Source organism: Pantoea sp. SGAir0180, assembly GCF_043546245.1.
On sequence record NZ_CP028072.1, the window covers coordinates 185,833 to 210,220 of the forward strand.

A 24,388-nucleotide genomic window follows, 5' to 3' on the forward strand; every position below is an offset into this window, starting at 1 on the left:
GCTGTTCACGCCGACAATTCAGGTCAGTCACATCGAACTGACCATTCCGCCCAATGCCTTAACCTTGTTCCTGCGCGGCGTCGTTTGATTTAGGCTGCTCAACAAAGGTCGCTTTATTGCGCGTCACCGTGTAGGCCACTTTTTTCACGTCGTTAGGTGACGTTGTCACCTCAAGGGGATCAATGGTCACGCGTCCCAGACCAAATAAGGTACGGACGTAACCGCCGACTTCATGTTTACCCGCCGGGACATGCAGGACTTTACTTTCGCCATTCGGCAATTCACCAGCATCTTTACCATCCACGGTCAGGTAGATATGGGAACCGTCGTCAGCACGCGTAATCACATGAGAGACATCAATCTGCGTTTGTCCTTCAGCAAAGGCGTCAGCAGGATTGGCGGCAGGCTGCTTTTTGGCGCAGCCTGACAAGGCAGTGGCGACCGCGAGTGCGGCAAACAGATAACGATAACGCATTGTGGCTGTGTGACTCCCTGACAAATGAGCACGTTATTTTAGCGATTTCAGAGCATGATGGAAGCCCGCAGGCGCTCGGCATGCTCTGAATTTTGTCAGTAAGCAATGCGAAGAGTAACGAGAAACGGCCTGGCTGAACAGAGGTCGCCTGGCACAAGCGTGCCAGGCCTGATCGCGATCAGCTAAAGACCATTCCGCCATCAACCAGGATAGACTGGCCGGTAATATAATCCGAGTCCGGTCCTGCGAGGAAGGCTACACAGGCGGCCACATCGTCGGGCTCGGATAAACGGCCCAGAGTGATTCTTTTGGCGAAGGCCTCAGTACCATAACCTGCAGGCTGACCTGCGGCTTCGGAAATTTGCCGATCAATTTCTGCCCACATGGGGGTTTTGACAATGCCCGGGCAAAAACCGTTTACAGTAATGCCCGCCGGGGCGAGATCCCGGGCTGCCGTTTGGGTCAGACCGCGCACGGCAAACTTACTCGAACTGTATATCGCCAGTTCAGGATTTCCGACGTGGCCAGCCTGGGAGCAGGCATTAATGATCTTTCCGCCGTGCCCCTCCGCAGCAAAGGCTTCAACCGCGGCCTGCATCCCCCAAATCACGCCTTTCACGTTGACGTTGTAGACTTTATCAATGATGTCTTCCGTGATGTCCTGAACAGGCGTGGACGGCGCAATCCCGGCATTATTGACAATGACATTAAAGTCGCCCAGCACTTCACGTGCCTGCTCAACCGCGTGAAAAACCTGATCACGCTTTGATACATCAACCTTGATGGCTAATGCACTGCCCTGCGCTTTTTTAATTTTTTCCGCGACCTGAGAAGCGGTATCAAAATTAAAATCCGCTACCGCAACGGCAAAGCCATCTTTCGCCAGGCGTAACGCAATGGCCTCACCAATGCCCTGGCCCGCACCTGTTACCAGCGCCACTCGATTTTTCATTATCATGTCCTCCGTTCCTTCGTGATTAAAGAAGCTGACTCAGATGGAGTTGTCCCATCAAAAGGGGGTTATCCGCATAATCCACCGGTACAGCCACAACCGCCGGCCCCTGCACATCCATTGCTTTGCGCAGTGTCGGCTCAAGTTCAGCTGCGCTGGTCACCGCAAACCCCGCGGCGCCAAACGCCTCGGCATAGGCTTTAAAATCAATGGGCCCAAAATTGACACCGGACACACGTTGATATTTTTTCTCTTCCTGCATCGCCACCATGTTGTAGGCATTGTCAACCCAGATAATGTGCAGGATATTGGCGTTGAGCCTGACCGCCGTTTCCAGCTCCATACTGGACTGGAGAAAACCGCCATCCCCTGATACCGACACCACTTTACGTGATGGATCGACAAGCCAGGCACCGATAGCCCAGGGCAGGGCAACGCCCATGGTTTGTTGTCCGTTAGAAATCATGATTTGACGCGCACGGAAGCTGTAGAGGTAGCGGGCAATCCAGATATGAAAACTGCCCATGTCCACGGTAAGACTGACGTCACTGTTGATGATGTCCTGCATCGCCCGGACAATACGCAGGGGATGAAGTGCAAACTGATTCAGACTGGCCCCCTGAAGCGCCAGTAACTGTCGCTGTTGTTGGCGATCGTCCAGTATGCTGGCAGCCTGCTGACTAAGTTGTAAGGGTGAGGTTATCCGCGTCGCCAGCTTGCCCACCGTTGCCGCGATATTCCCCACTAACTCAGCATCAGGTAAATAGCGGTTGTCGGTTTCCGCCGGGACGACATCAATATGAATTAACGTCGCATTGCCGGTATTCCACATCGCCGGTTCGTACTCAACCGGGCTGTAGCCAATCGTGATAATCAGATCCGCCTGCTGGAGGAGTTTGTCACCGGCCTGGTTGTTGAAAAGACCCACGCGGCCAGCAAAACGGGAAAAGTGCTCCTGACGTATCGCGCCTGCTGCCTGATAGGTGCTGGTAACAGGGATATGGCTGCGGTTTAACAGATCGTGAATGGCCTCGCTGTTCTCAGGCTGGCTTGCCATCAGGCCAAGCAAAATCACCGGATTTTTTGCTTTGGCTATTTCACGACTGACCGCATCAATCATGACGTCGGGTGCCGCCCCCAGGGTGATACCGCCTTTGCTGGCCAGGACTTTGCCCGTCACCGGCTGGTCGACAATATCCTGTGGCAGGCTGACAAACGCACCGCCTCCGCGACCATGCTCCGCATGGCGAAAGGAATTTGACACGCATTCAGCCAGTGCGGAGGGATCGGTCACCTCTACCGCATATTTTGTGACCGGGCGGAACATAGAGACGGTATCCAGGCTTTGGTGGACCTGCTTGGCGCTGTCAGAGCGTTTGACGGCGCCCCCCAGCGCCACAACCGGATCGCCTTCGCTGGTCGCGGTCGCCATACCGGTCACCAGATTGGAGCAACCAGGACCGGAGGTGACCAGCGCCACCCCTGCTTTTCCGGTCAGTCTGCCCACCGCAGCGGCCATAAACGCAGCATTGGCTTCATGCCGCACGGGAATGGTCTGAACAGACGAATCCAGCAATGAATCAAAGACTTTATCGATTTTTGCACCCGGAATACCAAACACATGGCTGACGCCCTGTGCTTCCAGTTGTGCGACAACCAGGTCGGCGCCGCAGGTCCAGAGGGTTGTATCTGAGAGGGTTTTCATATTCAGGCCTCGTTATTAGCTTTCGACAGAACGGATAGCGTCATCCAGGTTTTCGGGCGTCAAATTGGCGTGCAGGAAATCACTGTTTTCCGGCAGGTCAATGACCAGCTTGCTGATGGCGCCAAAGGCCAGCGTGCCCTCTTCAAGCACGTAGTCGAGAATGTGACCGCCTCCGGTTCTGTCGTCGGTGATAAAATGTTCGTGGTACCCGGCGACGTTAATGCCCTGCATGTACTGTGGCGTACGGAACCCGATAAGCTCACCGCTGCGATGAGAAAATTCAAAGATGGGCTGATTGCCGAGCACTTCTGGCATCGAGCGGTATGGGCGGCACTGACACGGGACGGTACGGGTTTGTACCGATGAAAAGTGGCCGCTGACACGTAAGGCACAGAACTGATTGTCCGAGGTGATTTCACTGTCAATTAACTGGTGCAGCTCATGACGTGGAACAGCACGTTCGAAAGTGTGTTTATGCTGAGGCTGGAAGAAGGTCATAACAGCAAAGGGCGTTTTCTGCTCAGGATGGGCAGGACGGGCGCTGCCATCCGCCCGTAGCTGATAAACATTGCTGTCGAATGCAATCAATTCTCCGTCGAGCTGGTTGAACGTGCCCAGGCCAAAGTCGCCTTTACGCAGTAAATCTGCAATTCGGGTTTCACCTTCGTAAACACCGCTCAGAAGTGCACTCATCAAAGAGGTTTGATACATAACACTTTCTGGCATATTTTTTTGCAGTTTGTTCACCGTATCTTTAAGTTGATCCTCGCAGGAACAATCAGTTACAAAATTGCTCATTGGATGCCTCATGGGTTAACTGTTAAGCCGTGTTAACATTATGGTGGTCCCGTTTGCCGACAGAATCCAATAGCAAAACCTGTTAACTTTGAGACGTTTTTAATATGGAACTGCGCCATCTACGTTATTTTGTTGCGGTCGCACAGACTCAACACTTCACCCGAGCGGCTGAACTACTGGGCATTTCGCAGCCGCCGCTGAGTCAACAAATTCAGCGCCTGGAGCATGAAATTGGTACCCCGCTGTTGAAGCGGCTGACACGTGGTGTGGAACTGACAGAGGCTGGAAAGACTTTTCTTACAGACGCGATTGAAATTGTTCAGCTGGCCGATTATGCCCTGGAGAAAGCCAGAGGCGTTGCCCGTGGGATGAGCGGAAAAATGTCATTAGGTTTTGCGAGTTCGGTGGCGTTTAATCCTCGTGTGTTCGAAATCATTCGGCACTTTAAAGCCCGCTATCCTGCACTGGAATTAATGACCCGCGAAGAAAACATGTCTTTACTGATACAGGATCTTCAGGAAGGACTACTGGACGCGGCGTTTATTCGTTTACCCTGTGAAAGCAGTCGGTCATTTAATTTGCGGGTTATTTCGACCGAGCGGATGGTGTTGGCACTGCCTGCCGACCATCATCTGAAACATAAAACGGCCATTGCGCTAAGTGAGTTGGCAGACGAAACGTTGATTATTTTTCCACGTGAAGTTTCGCCCAGTTTGTATGAACTCATTGTCAGTGCCTGTTTACGGGCAGGTTTTTCGTCTTCCTCTTTCCAGCAGGCCCCGCAAATCAGCTCTTCGCTGGGGATGGTCAGCGCGGGCTGCGGGATTGCGCTGATCCCTGAATCCATGATTTGCGTACAGAATCCCCACATTTGCTTTCGTGACATTGCAGAGAATACGCTCTTTACGGATGTCGCTTTTGCCTGGCGGCGTAATAATGCGTCCAAGGCCGTGAACCATTTATTAGCACTCATTCCTGCGCGTTAAACACTCACCGTTCACTCCTTTCGGTGGCAGAAACGAAGCGGGAAAAATAAAAGATGCAGTATGAAAAGGGGAAATAAGCGCTGCGAATATATTCCCCTGATGCGTCACCGGGGCTATTTCATGTTGCCTTTGTGTTTTCACATAAATGAAATTTTCATTCACATTAGCTGAATTAATGCACCACATTGGTGCAAAAAAGTCAATGCCATTTCTAACATTTAATTAACTTTTTGAACCTTCTCAAAGAACTGATAAATGGCTGATTTTTTAGTTTATGCACCTTTTATGCATTTCTTATGCAACCAGCGCGGGGATTTTACCCGGTTTATCTGCACTATTATTCACTCTTATTCAGCGTTAATCGAAATAGCATAGCGATAATGCGTGCCGGGCCGACATCATATTTTTTCTGGCAGTGATAAATTATATATGCGCTGAAAGCGTGTTGTTTCCACGGCTCAACACAATAAATAACGTCGATAAGAAAGGTTTTGTATGGATAAGTTATCTTACGCGTCTGACAGTAGTACATCCGCCTGGTCTACCTACCTTCAACAAATCGATCGCGTTGCCCCTTATTTGGGCGATCTCTCTCGCTGGATCGATACGTTACGTCATCCTAAACGTGCCTTAATCGTTGATATTCCTTTGCAAATGGATGACGGTACGATTCGTCATTTTGAGGGTTACCGTGTTCAACATAATCTGTCACGCGGCCCCGGCAAAGGCGGAATCCGCTATCATCCGGATGTTGACCTGAATGAAGTCATGGCACTCTCCGCCTGGATGACCATCAAATGTGCCGCTGTGAACCTGCCTTATGGTGGTGCTAAAGGCGGGATTCGTGTAGATCCCTTCAAATTGTCTGAAGGTGAGCTTGAGCGTTTAACCCGCCGCTATACCAGCGAAATTGGTATCATCATCGGTCCACAAAAAGACATTCCGGCACCCGATGTCGGTACCAACGGTAAAGTTATGGCCTGGATGATGGATACCTACTCCATGAATCTGGGCACCACCGTGACGGGCGTCGTGACAGGTAAACCTATTCACCTGGGTGGATCGCTGGGTCGCGAAAAAGCCACCGGTCGCGGCGTTTTTGTTACAGGTCGCGAAGTGGCGCGCCGTGCCGGTATTGAGATTGAAGGTGCGCGCGTCGCCGTTCAGGGTTTCGGTAACGTTGGCAGTGAAGCGGCACGTCTGTTCAGCCAGGCTGGCGCACGCGTCGTGGTGATTCAGGATCATACCGCTACCCTATTCAATGCCGACGGTATTGATATGGATGCACTGACGCAATGGCAGGCCGAAAATAAACAGATTGCTGGCTTCAAAGGCGCACAAAGCATTGATAAAGAGGCCTTCTGGCACACGGAAATGGATATTCTCATTCCGGCAGCCCTTGAAGGTCAGATTACCCGTGAACGCGCTGAGACCCTGAGCTGTAAACTGGTACTTGAAGGTGCCAACGGTCCTACCTATCCCGATGCTGACGATGTGCTGGCAAACCGTGGCGTGATTGTGGTCCCAGACGTTATCTGTAACGCCGGCGGTGTGACGGTCAGTTACTTCGAATGGGTGCAGGATATGGCCAGTTTCTTCTGGAGTGAAGACGAGATTAATAAACGGTCTGATAAAATCATGACTGAAGCCATGATCCACGTTTGGGAAAAAGCCAAAGAGAAAGACTGCTCTCTGCGCACCGCTGCCTATATCGTTGCCTGTGAGCGTATTCTGATGGCCCGTAAAGATCGCGGTATCTATCCGGGCTAAGCCAGTAAAAAACAACCCGCGATGTGCGCGGGTTGTTTTTATTCAGCGGCTTTCGCTTAACGGAATTGCTGCACCGTCTGGGCCAGCTGTTGCGCCTGATCTTCAAGCGAACTGGCTGCCGCCGACATTTGTTGCACCAAAGCCGCGTTTTGCTGCGTTGTTCCGTCCATTTCATTTACCGCAATCGTCACCTGACTAATTCCTCGCGCCTGTTCATCTGACGCGGCAACGATTTCGTTGATGATACTTTGTACAGAGGAGACAGCCTGGGTCATTTCATGCATCGTTTTGCCTGCCTCATTGACCAGCGTGACGCCGCTTTGTACCCGGGCACTGGACTCCTCAATAAGCGCGGCAATGTCTTTGACCGCACCGGCACTGCGTTGCGCCAGGTTTCTGACCTCAGAGGCCACTACCGCAAATCCGCGCCCCTGCTCGCCCGCCCTGGCCGCCTCGACGGCTGCGTTGAGCGCCAGGATATTGGTCTGGAAGGCAATGCTGTTGATCATGGTGGTGATATCGCCAATTTTCTTTGAGCTGTCATCGATTTGCGACATGGTCTGTACCACCTGGCCCACCAGGTTTTCACCCCGGCTGGCAATAGTGGTCGCATTTCCGGTCAGGTGCGTAGCCTGCTGGGCGTTATCCGCGTTCAGGCGAACCGTGGCGCTGATTTGTTCCATGCTGGCTGCTGTCTCTTCCAGTGCTGCCGCTTGTTGTTCGGTGCGCGAGGCTAAATCCAGGTTGCCGCTGGCTATCTCACTGGCCCCCTCTCTGACAGACGCGCTGGCATCTTTAATCTGGCCCACAATGGATTGCAACTGGCTCTGCATGGTGTGCAGGGCGTAAAACAGGCTGGCGTTGTCACCGTGCGCGACCTTAATATCATTGCTGAGTTTGCCTTCCGCAACGGCCAGCGCGATGCGGGCTGCTTCTGCAGGTTCGCCACCAAGCGGGCGCATTACTTTGCGATTAAATAATAACCCCAGTACGGCACCTACCAGCAGGATGCTCACAAGCATTAAACCGATAGCCCAATAGAGCTGGCGGTTTGCGGCGGCCATGACCTGGCTGACAGGGGCGACAATTCCCACATACCAGGGCTTATCGCTGTTGCCTATCACCACCGGATACCAGGTGTACATGGCTCTTTCACCCAACACCGGATCATCATGTTCGACGATCTGACGGGTAAAATTGTCTTTGTCGCCTTTCCATTCCTTACCGGCGTCATTTTTAACAGGTGAAGATACCACTTTGCCACTGTTCGAAAGCAACAGCGCATAACCCGTATCCTGCCAGGGTTTTATCTGGTTCACTTTTTGCTGTAATGACGCAAGCGAAATATCCGATGTGACCACCGCCATGAGCTTGCCTTGATCGATAATGGGTGAGGCAACCGAGGTCAGTAAGGTTGGCACGCCGTTGTACGGGTAGCTGTAGGGCTCTATCAGGGTATCTTTACGCGACTGTTGAGGGACAAGATAATAATCCCCCTGGCCAGGCGTCAAATAGGAGAGCAGCGGATGCATGGCATAGTTGCCGGACTGATCGCGGTCAACAAACCAGGCATAGCGGCCCTGAGGTGGCTGTCCTTTCTGACCAACAAACTCCGCATCGCGACCGTCAAACGCGTCAGGTTCAAAAATCACGGACATAGAGAGATAGTCAGGGTTGGCCCTGAGGGAATACTCCATAATTTTGTCGGCAATTTTCCGGTCATTAACGCCCGCTTTTGGTAAGGCAATCAGGCTTTGGCCAAGGCTGTGTGCCATATCGCGCGCGTAATTCAGCTCTTGCTGAATCTGCAGGCCGCGACTTTGTGCAATCTGTTGAAGATAATTTTCCGCTAAGTTTTTTTGCTCTTTTGCCGATTGCCAGCTCAGGACGCCAATAGTGACGGTAAAACCAAGCGTAATAGTCAGGCCACCGGCAAGCAGCATCTGGGTGCGGGTGGTCAGTGTTTTTTTTGCGGGTTGAGAAGTCATGCGGATTCCCCTGAAATCGATCGGCTTAATTGACTTCCCTGCCAGACAGACGCTTTTATGTTCCTTAAGGATCTATCGGCGCTCAATAAACGAACTTTAATTCTCATGACTCAAGTCAGACCTTAATCACAACGTTCATCATCAGGGGGAAAGCGCATGATTTCGAAAGAGAACGCAGAACATTATTTCTGGGGTGAGCAGTGTGAGGGTTGGCATCTGCTTAAAAGACACGATCTGAGCATTATTTATGAGCAGATGCCGCCTGCAACACATGAAATACGGCATTATCATGTGCGATCGCGGCAGTTCTTTTTTGTGCTGGAAGGCCAGCTCAGCCTTGAGGTGGAAGGTGTGGTGCATCATCTACAGACGCAACAGGGAATTGAAATTCCCCCCGGCGCAAAACATCAGGCTCGCAATATCAGCGATAACAGCGTCACTTTTTTAGTCATTTCTCATCCCACAACGCGTGGCGATCGTCATGATGTCGTCTGAACACCGGGCGGGAAAGTGAAATTTTGGTAACTTATCGCGATGATTTTGACCTGAAACAATAAACGGGCGGAAAAAATATGTCAGTTTGTGCCCTCTTTTTTGGCGGGATTAAAACCGGACTTATTCATGTGGAATCATACTGGCTGGCTTCACAGCTCTGCGCTTTGTTTTGGCTGGCTTGCCAGATATCTCCATCACTACGCTTTTGCCATCACACATTTGACTGGCTGATCGTAATGCAGGCAAGCACGGCGTAAACCAGTCAGTGCGCGCGAAGCGTTATGGGGAGAGCGTTGTGCGGGATAACAGGCAGGCAGTTCACAGGTAATGAACTGCCAGGAATGAACCATCAGGCCGCTTTAACGGCGCGGACTTTTTTCTCACTTTGCACAGTCGCGTCAGCTGTTTCTGACACATTTTGCGCCGTGCCAGGTAATTTGCTGGTGCGAAGAATATGCTGTACCGCGTCTTTTTGCTCTGCCAGCAACAACCCTAAGGTTTCAGCCTGCGATTCGTCCATATCGGCCTGGTGTGCCAGTAACCAGTCGGTGAACGCCTCTGCCATATCCAGCATTTTGTCGTAGGCATCGGCCTCTTTCTTATTGGCAAATGTCATCTTCTCTTCACCCTTTCTGACTACTACAAATTTGGTTTCGACAGCCATTTTATTGCCCTCACATACTGTTTATTTATACAGTATAACACAGTCGGCGACGTTTTCCAGTGAAGAAAAGACACAACGGTTAAACCTGCCCTGCTTACGCCATTCGGTGTGCATCAGGCCAGTAATTCTTCCATAAACTCAGCCAGCGCTTTACGGGGATCGTCCTCTTCCGACACGATCATTTCGATTCCCCATTGCCCCAATACTTCTTTTGCCACCGGGTTATTGCGATTGGTAAAAAGGTAAGATTTGGGTCGGGCGGTTGCCAGGCCTGTGCGCCCCCACATTTTTGTCAGCCGATAGAAGAGCAGACGAATATTAAAATCACTGATGCTGTAGCCAACAAACAAAACCGAATTGCCCATGACATCATGGGTCAGCTTGATATCTAACGGCGAATCAAAATAGAGGCGTTCAAAGTAGCTGCTTTCATCCAGTACGATAGAAGTATCGTCATCAAAGTCGCCATGAAGTTTGATGATATGACGTTTATCTTCGGTGAGTGAAACCAGATCGGCTGCATTCGCCACTTTTGAATAAGGCACGCCATGGGCCTCATGCGCGGCTTCCAGCCACCGATCGTAATTCGTGGTATAGATGCGTGAAAAGTTGCCCTGAGTGATCATGGTATGAATTTCAGAGCTGCGGACATCAATATCAGGCCGGTGCCATTCGCGATCCATCCAGCTTCGTAACGGTCCTAACGAACCTTTTTTCTGCTTGTAGTACTCAGCCAGAGAGAGGTGCGTACCGTAAGTATTAAAAATTTTCGGATCGTACCCCAGTTCATTAGCCAGATGAGCGATAAGCTCATGCCATTCAGGCAGGCCGAGATTACGGGAAAGACCGGCTCCGGCAAACAGAATGAGCTTGCCGGAATCGTATGCGCGTTTGAGCTCAGGTTTCATGCCACGCCTCGTGCAGTTTTTAAAAAGGCAGCAAAACGATCCAGCGCAATGCGACGGTTGGAAATTTCGTTTTTCTTCTCGCCCATCTCAGCGAAGGTTTGATCGTATCCTTCGGGAATAAAGATACAGTCCCACTGGAATCCATGGGGACCGGCAGGTTCAGGTGCAATAGTGCCGCGCAATTCGCCGAAAAACTGGTACATTTTGCGTCCGTCGCAATAACCCAGTACGGTTTTGGCGGTTACACCCTGACTGTCGAGGCCCTGTACCAGCGATGCAAAGCGATCGGCACCGAGGCGATTCCAGAAAATACGCGTCAGCCCCGCAGGCAAACCATTCAGGCCATCCAGATACAGCCCGGTGTGCTCAACAAAAAGCGGACGTCCGATAATAGAGAAGGCCTTCGTCAGTTTATCTCGCACTAAATCCAGTTCATTTTCCGTTTGAATTTCTTCAATGCGACGCGCGATGGGTACGACGTCCACGCCCACAGGTTCCAGTATTCCGCGGACCTCCGCCAGTTTTTGCTCATTGGCCGAAAGGAATCTGATTTTCATGCTTCTTCCACGTTGATTACGCTGCCTCAGTCAAATTTATCATTGAGACAGAACAAGAGGTTATCGCTGGTGAGTGTAGCGCAAATTCGCGCCTTTCTGGCGTGAACATTTGCGCAAAACGCGGGGTTACAGAGTAGAGCGGATAAAACAGAACAACGCAGGACGTGAATAAGTCCGAATAAGGCATGATGTAAAACACCGCTCCGTTTAATAAGCACCCGCTGCATTGGCTATTTAAAGACACACAATCTTTTGCGCATCGTCTGCGTTTTTGCACCTTTCCAAAGCGCGGAAATACCGTAAGCCACAGAGAAACCGGCCGCGAAGTTCTTTCAGGGGCTCTGTTCGCCAGCCAGACTGATGCAGGCGTCATCATAGTACTGACAGTATCAAGTCACTAACGTTTTATTTTCCATCCAGTGCCTGACAGATGAATCGAAAATATTACGCATAGCATAAGCCGTTTATCCTGCGCTCTCTGTTCCGTTCGTCAAAGCCGCATCACTCGTCAGGGGCTGAACCTGTCTTTCACTGGCAGAGAGTGCTCTGGCGAGACTGTATAAAAGAATCGGGAAGAAAGTGGGACGTGACGCCCTGACAAGGACCTGTGTATTTATCGGTGGCAAAGCGGTTTTGCAAACGGCAGCGATGAACGTTTATATCTTTTATTGCTAATGTACGGCATGTGCAGACCAGTGCCGCCCTTCACACCGACTGTTCACCCTTCCGGCATTTCAAAATTCATCCTGAGGAAAATGATAAAGACGCCGCACTACGCATGTTTTTGTGAAAAGCGGTTTTGAATGGTTCCAGAAACCCCCTGCACGTTATTCTGTCAGACAGAGCGACTCACTTTTCAGACGTGGAATGAAAAGCATCCCATAGCGGAAAAGATGACAATATCTGCCTTAGCGAAAAGTGCAAGAATCTAATGGCAGCAATACGTTGTGTTTTCATGAGCAAATGGCATCACGTCCGCGGCCATATAAATGTTGTAGATCGGATAAATTCTTATAGCGACGATAACCTCCCGACTGGCTTTAAGTACAGTGACGGAGAGAGGCCATCAGGATGATATTAGCTACCCGTTTTTATTCTTGCCGTCAGTTGTCAACGCTCCGCTTATAGCTCTGCTTTACAGCACGAAATGTGTGATTAAACCTTAAGGCAGACAGGCGCGCGTACCCACAATGTTATCCATCATAGCAATCTATATTGCGCTGACTAACCGTGTTAAAAGAAGGATTTGTCCTGTAAGAAAAGTTGCAGACTTCAGTAATCGTCTGGCTTCACAAAAACTAATCCCGTGAACAGGAATGAACAAGACGGTTAACGCATTATCCGGCGATTAAGACACAACCATTTTGGGGCAGAATGAAGATAAGGACAATTTATCATGGGGAATTATTAACCTGACGTTATCATTTACCTGCGCTGGAATGAAGCGACTTTATTATGCCGTAATATCCCTGTAACTGGTAAGGAGGAAATACATTACATACTGATTTTTATTGCTTTTTTAAGTAAATAAATGGGCGTTATTTTCAATACGTCACCGTAATATGCTACCGTTTATCACCTGGACCTCAACGAAAAAGGCGCTGACAATGCGTCTGGCATTTAAATTTTATGTATGTTTAATGCGTTTAAAATGCCGTAATAATCCTAAGCGGTAACAAATTTGTACATTTCAGACAGAAGAGATATTTCTTTCCTTGATTATTTTTCGTAGAATGACCCTGTTTAAATATTCGCTGTAATTTAAGGATTAACCAATGGATGCGCTCAAAGCATTAAATAACCTTCGTATTCTACGCGCACAAGCCCGGGAAATTGAGCTTGATGTGTTAAATGAAATGCTCGAAAAGCTTTCTGTCGTTGTCGCTGAACGCCGTGAAGAAGAAGAAGCTGAGCAAGCTATGCTGCGCGAGAAAGCAGATAAGTTAGCTAAGTATAAAGAAATGCTGATGAATGACGGCATTGATATTTCTGAACTGGTTGATTTGCCCACAGAGACAAAAACAAAAGCTAAGCGCGCACCTCGCCCTGCTAAATATCGCTATACCGATGAAAACGGTGAAACTAAATCGTGGACAGGCCAGGGCCGTACACCATCGCCAATTAAAAAGGCGCTGGACGCTGGCGGTTCGCTTGACGATTTCCTGATCTGACAAAATGCGCGGTATTGATTTCGATACCGCGCATTTTATTGGAAACATTGTTTTAAGAGATTATCTGCTCATCATCATTATTGATGAACTGGCTAATTGTAGCGTCTCATTCTCATACCGATGAGGGAGATGATGGTAGCTGTCGCTTTCAGTAATACGCTCAACCGTTTCTGAATACCGCTCCAGCGCAGTCCGCATTTGCACAACATAATCATGCGTATCGTAAACCCGATCGATTCCCTCTAATGCATGATTCATAATTTTTCTTGCCACATCGTTTGGCGTGTCCAGCGCGGCGAGTTTCGAACGTGCCGTTCGACGTAAATCACGCGGCGTGAAAGGTTCCAGCCCTAATCCCCGAGGCGCACGCAACATCCGGCGTAGTGCCTGATTCAGCGCACCTTTCGAAAGCGGCTGCATGACATCACGCGGCGCAGGTACGAGCCAGGGAGAAGCCGGATCGCTGGCAGCAATTAAGGCCTCAATACAACGGCGCATTAACGCTGAAATGGGTAAAGTATGTTCGCGCTGGGACTTGTTACGTGTTCCCTGCTTCCATAATCCGGATTGCAGATTAAATTCTGATTTCCGCGCCTGAACAACTTCGTCAGGCCGACGGGCACTGACCAGACACAGACGTAAGGCCCAGCGTACCTGTTCTGACAGCGACCAGTTATCCAGACCATGCCAGAAAACCCAAATCTCCGCGTCTGACAGTTGCCGGCTTCGTGGAGGTGACGCACGGCCCGCAATATCACGTTTCCTCAGTGAAGCCACGGGCGAATGCGCCAGGTAACCCTGCATTTCGGCCCAGGACAAAAACTGTTTAGTCAGAGCAAAAACGCGCCGGGCTTCCTCTTTTTTACCTTCAGAAATCAGGACGTTATAGAGCCTGTTTAATCGTAAACGCGTCAGGTTTTTTAGCGGTAAAGTGCCAATATTCGGCAACACATGCCTGAGTAGTGATGATATGGCAATTTCGGGACGACGTCGGGTGACAAGCAACGACAGTTTTACCCACACGCGGATAACCTGCTCCACTGTTCCTTCGTCGCCAAAATTATCCAGATCAGACAAGGAAGCATGTCTGATCTGATTGAGCCAACACATGACGTGACGGCCCACATGCGGCGATGTCATTTCTGTCAAAATTTCTGCCACTGCCTCTCCTGATCGTAAAACTGTCGGCCAGATTCTACCTTCCAACAGCCTGTGACTCCAGACCTGTTAAGTCTGGAGTCACAATGGTAGCGCTGTGCGCTTTTTAAGAAAGTCATTAAGGAAAAGACTCTCATTATTTTTAAAAGGATTGGTTAATAAACCCGCAGAGAACAACGCGATAAATGATGGATTATTTCCACAACGGCGCTTTCTCAGGAGATAAAGACGATGAATGGGATACGTCAGCTAACTGAAAAGTATGCGGTCAAAAATTCCGCGATGCGTTTTGTGCATTTGACAGCTATTCGCTGTACGGAGATCCGGGCAGGAAACCTCTGCGCACGTTCAGATGAACAGGCGCTGTAATAGCAAGTGAGACAGCTTCACCAATATCAGGAGGCGCAGATAAATTACGGGATTCTGATCGTCGTGCTACCGCTTCATGAGTACGCCCCCTGCCATAAATTATGAGGCGCACCGCCAGCAAGATCTCTGCAATACCTGGCTCGGGCTACGGGAGAGATTATCGATAAGAAGGCACTCTCGGGTTGACCATGTGGTCAGAATGCATTTGATACAGCGGCACTGCACTCTAACATTGAAAATGAGACAATTGCGCGTAACACCAGCCGCTTCAGCTCTTGCTAAACGTATAGTTAAAAACTCGTCCATTTTGAGTTTGCACAGTCAGCGTCTTTCCCGCCGATGTATCCAGAGCCCTGGCCTGACTGTATTTCCACATCATGACCTGCTGCCCGTTGGGATAAGGTGATTCTGTATCAGGCGGTCCAAACATACGAATGAGCTCTGCACGTGTCGTCTGACCGGGTTTAATCTTCTGAATAGTCGCCGTATCGAAATTGTGTCCCACAGAGTTAGAACATGCAGCAAGAACCCACACCAGGCCCATGATAATTAGTGATCGCATTACGTTGTTCCGGGAGATGAGGTTGACATGCGTTGCATCGCGCTGTGTTACAAGGGTTGTACTATTATGATATCGGCAAAATAAGCATTCACTGCAATAAATGTCCGAATGCGTATTATGGCCTACATACCGCCCGATGGCGTACTAAAATTCCGTACTGGCATGTCGACATTATTAAAAACGTTGCGTGATGAATTACCGCTGCTCTCTGTCAATACGATTTCCTCTTTCGCCACCGCAAGACAAAGGCTGAAGGTGACGGATATGGCCGTGCTGCATGTGGACGACTCGCTTGTTCACCCTGACGACAGTCGTTAATTCTGCCGCCTGAATGACATCGATAAATCCCTATTTTTCAGGTGGTTAGCCAGAAATCACCCTTTAAAACACCCATTCAATTTCGTGTGCAATATAGGATTGATCGCCATGTCATGCTGAACGCCAGCTTACCGGAAAAAAAATGCAGGCCGTTAACTGGCCTGCTCGCGTTATCCTGAAAATGGCTGGAACGATTTTTATGTCTGTAAAAAAGGGACAACTGCCCCTTTGTACAGAATAAAAAAATCACTTATTAGTTACACTGTAACTTTTTTGGTCTGGCAGACAGTCGCTTCATTTTTTCAGCGAAGGCCTTAGCACACAGGCGTTCTTATAGACTCTCCAGATTCAGTGAAAGCCAGTTACCCTGTGCATAGCGTGCCAGACCGGCCTCTTCAAAGCGCCAGAGATGGAGCCAGCCGTTATCGAGCAGTTTCCGGATAACCTCATGCTTACTAATCACTGTGTCAATGGCGCTTTGCGGCGCGTCGATAACAACGGTCAGGCGCAACGGCTCGTGCATCCAGTGCTCGCCGTCATGGAGCGACTGACGTGATAAACCGATCCGCAGATCGCCGCCATTGCCCTCAAAGACACCGATACGCCCGCCCACTACGTTGTGCAGCACCTTATTACCGCTCCCCATCCTTTGCGGATCGCATGTTGACGCGTGGTACTGCCAGTTAATCCAGTGTGTGACCAGCATGGGTGCGGTCATCAGGCCTTCCAGTAAACTACCATCACTATCCTGACTCGCATCGTAGTCATGCAGAAAGCTGCGCCCGCCCAGGACTACGCCACGACTTCTGTGACGAGGGGCAATAAGAAAGGCTGCGTTGCCCGAAAGACCCCATTCGGGACGGGTTTGTGCCCCGTCATTAGCGCGACGGCGTAGTTGTCCGAGCAACACATCTTCGGGCGCACGCGGGTCCAGCTTAAGGGCGGGTGCCCGCTCGCGGCGGACCTGATCACTGGCTTGATTAAAAATCGGTTGCAATCGCTCACAGCGGGCGCGCGCACTTTGCGGCAACAAATCGAGATCAAACCACTCGATTTCATCGGTAGTGGTGTTATGCAGGGCGGCCACAAACGCCGTAGAGTCCGGAATCACTGTTCCTTGCGCTTGCAGCCCCTGGCGAACCTGTGGTTCGTTAAGCAATTGCGCCAGGCTGCGTGCATTCACTTCACCGGTCTGGCCACAACAGGCACCACAGTCCAGTGCCGCTGCGTGGGCATTGTTAGCTGACTGGCTGCCATGTCCCACGAGGAGCACTATAGGTGCCAGATGCTGTTCCAGGCCCATGGCGTGAAGAACCCCGGCAGCGAGCTTAACTTTAGCCTCAGTATCCAGCCCAACCAGTTGTGGGCGGCACGTCTCCCGAAACCGCGCAGGTAAGCCAGCAAGATCATCTCTGGCACGTGCTTTATTGCCCGGGCGTAACCAGTTTACCAGCTTGACCGAGTAGCCCAGTCCAACCGCTTCCACAAACGAGAAGGCAGCCCCCGGCCAGCGGCTAATCGCATTCCATTGATCGACCATGGCAAATCGGGCGTGACGCGAACGACTGGCCTGGCTTTGCAGTGCCGCATCGGCTTTATATTGCGAACCCGCCTCCACGATACGGTCAGCGACCTCCAGGGAAGGCGCAAGTAAGCCGGGTAACTGGGGACGGCGGGCTTGCGTGCCCAGCGGTGTGTAGGCAACGGGAAGGCCAAAGAATCCTGCACAACCGATGGTCTGTATACCAGCATTCACGGTCTCAAGCGCACGGCGCAACGGTTCACTGCGCACATCAATGCAGAAAGCAGCCTGAGCTTCGATTGCCTGATGTTCCGTACCATGACCTTTTGCCAAGGCCAGCCGATGCGCCAATTCACGCTGATAGCCAATCTCCAGCGCCAGTTGCCATACTTCGTCAACCAGCATCGCCTGTTCCGCCGCATCCAGCACCTGGTGAGCCTGTTTCCAGGCGTGCTGAAGCGAAGCAAGCGCGTGCCGGGTTGCTGCATCATCTTTGCATTCCAACAGGATTACGCCCCAGGCTAAGCGAATCGTCAGCAACTCGCGCAGGTGTGGGTCCTTACCCCCCGCCAGTCCCGCCTGCCAGCTCAGACAGGCACACCAGGAAGCCCACCCATTCACGGTAAGCAGTACCGATTCCAGATAATCCGCCCATACAGCCTCAGGCAGGCCCAGACGTGCGATAAGCCAACGCTCCGCATCGGTAGCATTATCGGGTAAGGCATTGATAGCGTTTGTGATATGGGGCAGACCCATTAAAAAACCGATACCCTGATCGTGTCCCAGCGTATCCCGCCAGAAGGCATATAAGCCCTGTCGCTGAGGTTGCCAGTTCGCCTGATCTTCATCGAAGTAGGCGGCGCAGGTTTGACCAACCTGGTGCGTGATAGCCTGCCGCCAGGATAATCTCTGGTGCCGATCAGGATCGTTGTCGAGCACATCGATTAGCAGCGGCAATTGCACTGGTGAGGTTCTTGCCTGTAACGCATCCAGGCACTGTTCAGCCGTCAGACCGGTCGCTTGTGCTTCGGGCAGCTGATGTAGCGCCAGATTGAGATCGGCAAGGCTGATACGGCCCTCGCGCCAGGCCAGGAACTGCTGATCGCGCGATGGGAATACCTGGATACCGCCGAGTACCGCCATCCGGGCGGCCACCCTGCGTACCGGCATGCCAATACGCGACCAGTGAGGGTTGACAGCAATGGCGCGATCCAGCGGCCATGTTGGTGCAATCGCCTGGCAGGCCTGGCTGCAAGCCTGCTCAATTGCAGCATGCCGGGAACAGGCGTTTTGTGTCGATTGCGTCAGGCTCGCCGAACCGGTTTTTTCGTTATTGACTAAGGTATCCATCAGTAGGCTCTCCAGTTTATTCGTGTGGTTCAGCTCAGCCTGTCAGCAACAGGCGCGGTTGGTACTTCAGGTTCAACGTGCATAGAAACCCGGGATGTGAGGTTAACTGGCCATAAGCGCAGCGCCAGACGTGTGAAGGCTTCGTCAAGGTAAAAACCCGCATAGCTCCATTGACGCAAGCGCGACAGGTGTTGCGGCTGCTTTTGCAATAACACCTGACAGAGATACAGGGCCGCCATGCCTGCCAGCGCGATCAGACCCAGACTGTCATCCGGCATATCCTGCAGGCCAAGCGGCAGCGCATGTGCTGACAGCGCAACTGTCGTCAGAGCGATCACCGTGACGCACCCGAAAAGAAGCTGCGCCGACTTTCCAGACCTGCCCTCTGAAGCCTCGGGTAACCACAGTAACGGTGCCCAGGCCATACCAAGCACCACACTCCACCACCAGGGCCAGGCGGCAAGACCTGAGAGCATCAGCACCAGAAACACGGCGGTAATTGTCAGCACGGGGGCAAAAAACACGCTAAGGGTGCTGGGCAAAGCGGCCCGGTGCAAAGCCTGCAGGCGAGTGTCCCTTACACCTTCCGAGGCCGACAGGAAAGCATGGGCTTTATAGAGTGAATGGCCAATCAGATGCAGTGCCGCCAGCGTATAAAGGCCAAGCGCGCATTCGAGCAGCATGAAGCCCATCTGCGCAACGGTTGACCAGGCCAACCGCACTTTAATACTGATGCGAGTCAACATGACAATGCCTGCCAGCACAGCGGTCGCCAGCGCGAAAATCAGCAACAGGATGCGCGCAGCGTTTGCCTGATCTAACATGGGTGCGAAGCGAATAAGCACAAAGCCCCCCAGATTGACGACGCCAGCATGTAAGAGCGCCGATACAGGTGTTGGCGCCTCCATCACCTGTATCAGCCAGCCATGCACGGGTAGCAAGGCCGTACGAAAGATGACCGCCATTACGAGCAGAACGGCGCTCGCCTGTAAGGACAGCGACATGCCATGCTGAGCGATATGCATCCCCAGAGCTGACAGCGAGAAACTACCTACATCCCACCAGGCGAGCGCGGCAGCGCCAAGCAACATCACGTCAGCCATGCGATCCGCAATGTGCTTTTTGTGTGCCGCAAGTCGCGCAAAAGGCCGATCGGGATAAAAGCAAAGCAAGTGCTGAAGTGCCACACCGACTGCGGCCCAGGCCGCGATGAGCAGCAGCCAGTTATCGGCGATCACGAGCAGATGCACGCTGCACAGCACAACGGCCAGTGCGCCAATATAGCCTCGCTGGTTGGCTTCCCCTTCAAGGTAACGCGCAGAAAATGAAGCGATAACCTTACCCAGCACTTGCACCAGTAAAGCCAAAACCAGGCCAAAAGAGGTTGCCATTATTACGCCCGTCCATTGCGCACCACTGATGCCCGCGGCAAGACACAGTCCGGTTAAGGCAATGGTACTCAACGAGACTCCCTGTAATACACGCCAAAGCATCGGCGTGGTAATCCAACTAAACCGCGTCAGTCCCGCTAATGCGGCCATTAGAAATGCTGGCGCCAAAAAACAGACCAGATGCAGAACATCAAGGATATTCATTGTATTTCCCTCATACGCTTAATTAGCCGTATGATCATTGACCTGAACTATTCTGTAAAATATATTTATTTGCACATTTCAATATTAAAAAACGAACAATGAACCTCAACCAGTTGAATTTTCATCACCTTTATTATTTCTGGCGCGTGGCCAGGCTTGGGCATCTGACGCGGGCTGCCGAAGAGTTGGCCACCTCGCAATCGGCCGTTTCGGTGCAAATTCGGCAACTGGAGGATCGACTTGGAGAAAGTTTGTTAATCCGTAAAGGTCGCCGTCTGATGCTGACAGACACAGGTCAGCTGGTTATGGCCTATGCCGACAACATCTTTGGTCTGAGCCAGGAGATGTTGGGACGGTTAAAAGGCACGTCAGCCGGTGTTACACGGTTACGCGTGGGCAGCGTGGCAACGCTGTCGCGAAATTATCAGGAAAACTGGATTCGGCCCGCGCTTACCGACCCTGCCATAGTACTGACACTGGAGTCCGGATTACTGGAGGGCCTGCTGGCCAGGCTGACGCAGCATAAGCTGGATGTGGTGCTGGCTAATGAGACAGTACCTGCCGATCCCGATCGTCCGTTGCGCTGCGTGTTCCTGGGCAGCCAGTCTATCTCCGTCGTCGGCCCCGCGAGCAAATGGGCGTCACAAAGCCTGCGCATCCCGGAAGACCTGGATGGCGTGGAGATTGCCCTGCCCGGCCCGCGCCATGCCCTGCGTGCGCAATTTGATGCTTTATGTTCTAAGGCCGGCGTGACGCCAAGACTGCGAGCCGAGGTGGACGACATGGCGATGCTGCGTCTGATCGCCCGCGACAGCGGCTGGCTCACCGTGTTGCCCGAGGTTGTGGTTCAGGATGAGCTACGCGCCGGCATTCTTGTCTCCGTGGGCCAGTCAGACGAACTGCAGGAGCGCTTCTTTGCCATCACAACACCACACCGGCATCGTATTGACGTGCTGGAGCAACTGCTGGCAGGGGCGCAAAAATTACAGGTGCCCAACTGAGTATCACGCCGATTGCAGGTTGCCTGGCAATGTATTGAATCGTCCAATAGCTAGAATTATGAGCTTTCACACTAAAATATAAATTTGAGTTGGTGTGAAAAATACAGATGAACGTCGTGTAAATTTCACACATTTTAAGATGCCCAGGAATTTTCATTGCAATTTCCACTGCAGGCATTACCCTGTATATAAAACGCATACACTTTATATACAGGATGAATATGGGCATCGTAAAAATATCCGACGTGATGCATGAGAATCTTCGTATTGCCAGTCAGGCAATGAGCCGCTCGATCAACTCGCAGGCTGAGCACTGGTTAAAACTGGGCATGCTGGCCGAGCTCTATCCGCAGTTAACGCAAAATGAACTGGCGCAAACGCTCATTCGTATAGAAATGAACGGCGGTGCCGATATTCGCCAGGTGCTGCCTAAGAGTGACCTGGCCTCACAGGGAGAAGTGTAATGGGAACAGTGAAAATACATTCCGCCGAAGAAATCGAAAAAGCTCGCGCGGCAGGTCATGCTGCAGCACAGGTGCTGGCCATGATCACACCGCACGTTCGTCCAGGCATTACGACGGAAGAGCTGGACGATATTTGCCACGATTTTATTGTCAATGAACTCAACGTGACGCCGGCTAATATCGGTTATCACGGTTATACGCGAACCACCTGCACCTCTGTAAACCACGTTGTCTGTCACGGCATCCCTGCGGCAAAAAAACTGAAAGACGGTGATATCGTGAATATCGATGTCGCCATTATTAAAGATGGCTGGTATGGCGACACAAGCCGCATGTATTTTGTTGGCACACCGTCCGTGCGCGCCAAACGCCTGGTCGATATCACTTATCAGTCGCTGGTTGCCGGTATTAAAACTGTCCGTCCTGGCGCGACCTTAGGAGATATCGGGGCAGCCATTCAGCGCATTGCTGAAAATGCCGGCTTTTCGGTTGTCAGAGAATATTGCGGTCATGGCGTCGGCGAGATTTATCATACCGACCCACAAATTTTGCATTACGGTACGCCCGGTGAAGGGATGCCCTTGAAAGCTGGTATGATTTTTACTATCGAGCCGATGATCAATGCCGGAAAAGCGGGCACCAGCGTGCTTTCCGATGGCTGGACGGTAGTCACGAAGGATCGATCACTCTCCGCACAGTGGGAGCATACCGTTGCCGTTACCGACACGGGTTTTGACCTGCTCACGCCCTGGCCCGAGGGAACGGGCGATTATCCCGCTATCTGAGTCAATAAAGCCGCTTTTAACAGGCGGCTTTATTTTTGCGGTATAAGATATCGCGCCCTGTGCTTAAAGACCTCGCCATAACTTCAAACCATTACGTCCCGAACGCTTAACGTCATATAACGCTTCATCGGCACGGCGCAACCATTCGTGTATCGAACTGGCTTTTTCTGCACAGGCAATACCAATACTGACTGAACAGGTAAAATCGGGCGAAGCAGGCAACCGTAACTGCGCAATGCGCCACTGAATATGCTCAGCGAGTCTGACAATACCAGCGTCATCAGCATCACGGACAATGACGCCCAGTTCATCGCCACCGAACCGCGCCGGTGTGTCTTTCATTCCCACACTGTCACGTAATAAACCCGAAATTTCCGCCAGAAGAAAATCCCCTGCTTCGTGACCATAGGTATCGTTAACATGTTTGAAATGGTCAACATCGATCATGATCAGGTAGGCTTTACTGTCTCCACGGCGGGTACGCAGAAATTCGCTTTCGAGTCGACGTTCAAAAAGACGTCGATTAGGAATTTGCAGACCCGGATCCATTAATGCAATGCGTTCAAGCTCGCGATTTTTTTGACGCAGCATATACGTCAGATTATGGGATACGACGCTTAACGCCAGCATATAAAAGGTCGCCAGCGGTAATGTCAGCCAGACTGTACGCAGGCTGAATGTCATTGATACCGGCGCGCCTTCAAGCGTCCAGACCAGAAGAAAGGCAAACAGAAATGACTGAAAGGCGGACAGGAGCTGTGGCCAGCCGCCTGCTGCGTAACGGTCGGAAATTAATACTGCCATGATCACAAAACACGGCATGGGACTCAGCGCCAGCAACGCGACCCAGATACCGCCAAACGCCGCATCAAGCGTCAGATTTATTCTTTCCCTCGCGGTTGAATCACGCGCGGAAGCCGCAAGGCGATAGGCCAGAGACGGCCAGACGATGACATTACCGATCAGTAACGCAAAAATAGAGATGCCGTGACCCTGTTCGACTAATACAGAAGCGATTGGCATGGCACATAAAATCGTCCCTAATTGGCGCATTGCGAACATGCGACGAACAAATCGCGTCGATCGCATTTTGAGATGATTATCATCGGGTGAGTAATAGGTCATTCGAAGGCGTAATTAGCAGTCTATATAACGCAGTTTATCTACAAAAAGAGCAGGCAGCATGACTTTTTAAGATTCTTTCCGCTTTATTTATTATTTTTTCTGGTGAGAAAAAAATGTTAGCTGCCCGCATTTAAAAAAATACGTTTAAGCCTAACGCGCAACATCATCTCATTGTCATGCATCAGGCTGTCAATTTAGCAATACATTGCCGCTATCTCCTGCGGCCCTTCGCGACCGACGCAGACCAGTTAAAATCGCTGACTTCACTGGCAGTCAGTGAGGACGGTTTCTTTTTTCGGACAGGTTTTTTGTTTTCCTTTTCTGCTTTTAACTTTTCTTTAAGCAATTTATCCGCCATCACCTGCTGACGCGCTTCAAGGTTAAGCGCTTTCTCTTTTTTGACGTCCGGTTCTTTACCCGTACGCTGGCGGTATTTTTCAATCAAATGATGAAGCATTTCATTGACGGCAAGTCGCTCTTCATCACTGAACTGATCGATGGAAATCATTTTCTTGTCATTCATCGTCGCTTTCCTCGTCGTGGGATCATCGGCAGTGTACAACAAGCCGGATGAACAAAAGGCATTTGCTTGCCTTTTAACGCATTTTAACCGGGAACGTGAGTATCATTTCGTCTCAGGACAGCTAAAATAAGCGAAAATTAACAACGA

22 protein-coding genes are annotated in these 24,388 nt (G+C 51.2%); 8 read left to right on the forward strand and 14 right to left on the reverse strand.

The window, feature by feature from the left end:
* Positions 1–58: 58 nt before the first annotated feature.
* The 4 genes from C1N58_RS21520 to budA all read right to left on the reverse strand — a co-directional run bounded on the left by C1N58_RS21520 (position 59) and on the right by budA (position 3,930).
* A complete protein-coding gene (locus tag C1N58_RS21520; protein WP_006121976.1) occupies positions 59–475 on the reverse strand; it encodes a hypothetical protein in 417 nt (138 codons plus the stop codon).
* A gap of 178 nt (positions 476–653) precedes the next feature.
* Positions 654–1,427 (reverse strand): (S)-acetoin forming diacetyl reductase, encoded by a 774-nt coding sequence (locus tag C1N58_RS21525; protein WP_033742618.1) that lies wholly within the window; start codon positions 1,425–1,427, stop codon positions 654–656.
* 25 nt (positions 1,428–1,452) lie between these two features.
* Positions 1,453–3,132 (reverse strand): acetolactate synthase AlsS, encoded by a 1,680-nt coding sequence (gene alsS, locus C1N58_RS21530; protein ID WP_394551079.1) that lies wholly within the window; start codon positions 3,130–3,132, stop codon positions 1,453–1,455.
* A gap of 15 nt (positions 3,133–3,147) precedes the next feature.
* Entirely contained in the window at positions 3,148–3,930 is a 783-nt protein-coding gene (budA, locus tag C1N58_RS21535; RefSeq protein ID WP_394564919.1) for an acetolactate decarboxylase, read from the reverse strand.
* A 104-nt stretch (positions 3,931–4,034) separates the two neighbouring features.
* On the opposite strand from budA, the gene C1N58_RS21540 reads away from it, so the two are divergent.
* The gene (locus tag C1N58_RS21540; protein ID WP_394551075.1) at positions 4,035–4,916 is read left to right on the forward strand and encodes a LysR family transcriptional regulator; all 882 of its coding nucleotides are present in this window, start codon (positions 4,035–4,037) and stop codon (positions 4,914–4,916) included.
* A 495-nt stretch (positions 4,917–5,411) separates the two neighbouring features.
* Complete coding sequence (locus C1N58_RS21545; RefSeq protein WP_054687846.1) at positions 5,412–6,686, forward strand: Glu/Leu/Phe/Val family dehydrogenase; 1,275 nt, start codon at positions 5,412–5,414, stop codon at positions 6,684–6,686.
* A gap of 56 nt (positions 6,687–6,742) precedes the next feature.
* On the opposite strand, the gene C1N58_RS21550 is transcribed toward C1N58_RS21545, so the two are convergent.
* A complete protein-coding gene (locus C1N58_RS21550) occupies positions 6,743–8,674 on the reverse strand; it encodes a methyl-accepting chemotaxis protein (RefSeq protein WP_394551072.1) in 1,932 nt (643 codons plus the stop codon).
* A 156-nt stretch (positions 8,675–8,830) separates the two neighbouring features.
* On the opposite strand from C1N58_RS21550, the gene C1N58_RS21555 reads away from it, so the two are divergent.
* On the forward strand, positions 8,831–9,169 hold the full coding sequence (locus C1N58_RS21555; protein ID WP_058702524.1) for a cupin domain-containing protein: 339 nt from the start codon (positions 8,831–8,833) through the stop codon (positions 9,167–9,169).
* Positions 9,170–9,518: 349 nt separating this feature from the next.
* On the opposite strand, the gene C1N58_RS21560 is transcribed toward C1N58_RS21555, so the two are convergent.
* The 3 genes from C1N58_RS21560 to C1N58_RS21570 all read right to left on the reverse strand — a co-directional run bounded on the left by C1N58_RS21560 (position 9,519) and on the right by C1N58_RS21570 (position 11,298).
* Entirely contained in the window at positions 9,519–9,833 is a 315-nt protein-coding gene (locus tag C1N58_RS21560; RefSeq protein WP_205954587.1) for a YebG family protein, read from the reverse strand.
* 113 nt (positions 9,834–9,946) lie between these two features.
* Positions 9,947–10,741: an SIR2 family protein gene (locus tag C1N58_RS21565; RefSeq protein ID WP_033742404.1), complete on the reverse strand. Its 795-nt coding sequence runs from the start codon at positions 10,739–10,741 to the stop codon at positions 9,947–9,949.
* Positions 10,738–11,298, reverse strand: a complete 561-nt coding sequence (locus tag C1N58_RS21570; RefSeq protein ID WP_033742402.1) for a non-canonical purine NTP pyrophosphatase — start codon at positions 11,296–11,298, stop codon at positions 10,738–10,740. Before C1N58_RS21570 ends, C1N58_RS21565 begins: the two co-directional genes overlap by 4 nt.
* 1,775 nt (positions 11,299–13,073) lie before the next feature.
* Between C1N58_RS21570 and C1N58_RS21575 the strand changes: the two genes are divergently transcribed.
* On the forward strand, positions 13,074–13,469 hold the full coding sequence (locus C1N58_RS21575) for an H-NS family histone-like protein (protein WP_006121986.1): 396 nt from the start codon (positions 13,074–13,076) through the stop codon (positions 13,467–13,469).
* Between the two features lie 60 nt (positions 13,470–13,529).
* Here the strand turns inward: C1N58_RS21575 and C1N58_RS21580 are convergent, their stop codons facing one another.
* Positions 13,530–14,609 (reverse strand): tyrosine-type recombinase/integrase, encoded by a 1,080-nt coding sequence (locus tag C1N58_RS21580; protein ID WP_039339626.1) that lies wholly within the window; start codon positions 14,607–14,609, stop codon positions 13,530–13,532.
* 655 nt (positions 14,610–15,264) lie between these two features.
* Positions 15,265–15,558: a hypothetical protein gene (locus C1N58_RS21585; protein ID WP_033742399.1), complete on the reverse strand. Its 294-nt coding sequence runs from the start codon at positions 15,556–15,558 to the stop codon at positions 15,265–15,267.
* 117 nt (positions 15,559–15,675) lie between these two features.
* Here C1N58_RS21585 and C1N58_RS21590 point away from each other — a divergent pair, with 117 nt between their 5' ends.
* Positions 15,676–15,876 carry a hypothetical protein gene (locus tag C1N58_RS21590; RefSeq protein ID WP_367144111.1) on the forward strand — a complete coding sequence of 67 codons (201 nt, stop codon included), beginning with the start codon at positions 15,676–15,678 and terminating at the stop codon, positions 15,874–15,876.
* A 331-nt stretch (positions 15,877–16,207) separates the two neighbouring features.
* Here the strand turns inward: C1N58_RS21590 and C1N58_RS21595 are convergent, their stop codons facing one another.
* Positions 16,208–18,748, reverse strand: coding sequence for a YbcC family protein (locus C1N58_RS21595; RefSeq protein ID WP_394564920.1), 2,541 nt, complete (start codon positions 18,746–18,748; stop codon positions 16,208–16,210).
* Positions 18,749–18,777: 29 nt separating this feature from the next.
* The gene (locus tag C1N58_RS21600; RefSeq protein WP_394551067.1) at positions 18,778–20,343 is read right to left on the reverse strand and encodes an NADH-quinone oxidoreductase subunit L; all 1,566 of its coding nucleotides are present in this window, start codon (positions 20,341–20,343) and stop codon (positions 18,778–18,780) included.
* A gap of 98 nt (positions 20,344–20,441) precedes the next feature.
* On the opposite strand from C1N58_RS21600, the gene C1N58_RS21605 reads away from it, so the two are divergent.
* The 3 genes from C1N58_RS21605 (at position 20,442) to map (ending at position 22,593) form a co-directional block, all read left to right on the forward strand.
* Positions 20,442–21,344: a LysR family transcriptional regulator gene (locus C1N58_RS21605; protein WP_394564921.1), complete on the forward strand. Its 903-nt coding sequence runs from the start codon at positions 20,442–20,444 to the stop codon at positions 21,342–21,344.
* 221 nt (positions 21,345–21,565) lie between these two features.
* The gene (locus C1N58_RS21610) at positions 21,566–21,808 is read left to right on the forward strand and encodes a ParD-like family protein (RefSeq protein ID WP_367144108.1); all 243 of its coding nucleotides are present in this window, start codon (positions 21,566–21,568) and stop codon (positions 21,806–21,808) included.
* On the forward strand, positions 21,808–22,593 hold the full coding sequence (gene map, locus C1N58_RS21615; RefSeq protein WP_006121994.1) for a type I methionyl aminopeptidase: 786 nt from the start codon (positions 21,808–21,810) through the stop codon (positions 22,591–22,593). The genes C1N58_RS21610 and map overlap by 1 nt, the downstream gene beginning before the upstream one ends.
* A gap of 63 nt (positions 22,594–22,656) precedes the next feature.
* Here the strand turns inward: map and C1N58_RS21620 are convergent, their stop codons facing one another.
* Together C1N58_RS21620 and C1N58_RS21625 are read right to left on the reverse strand one after the other, a co-directional pair.
* On the reverse strand, positions 22,657–23,718 hold the full coding sequence (locus tag C1N58_RS21620) for a diguanylate cyclase (RefSeq protein ID WP_367144107.1): 1,062 nt from the start codon (positions 23,716–23,718) through the stop codon (positions 22,657–22,659).
* A gap of 211 nt (positions 23,719–23,929) precedes the next feature.
* Entirely contained in the window at positions 23,930–24,241 is a 312-nt protein-coding gene (locus C1N58_RS21625; RefSeq protein ID WP_367144106.1) for a hypothetical protein, read from the reverse strand.
* Positions 24,242–24,388 lie beyond the last annotated feature (147 nt).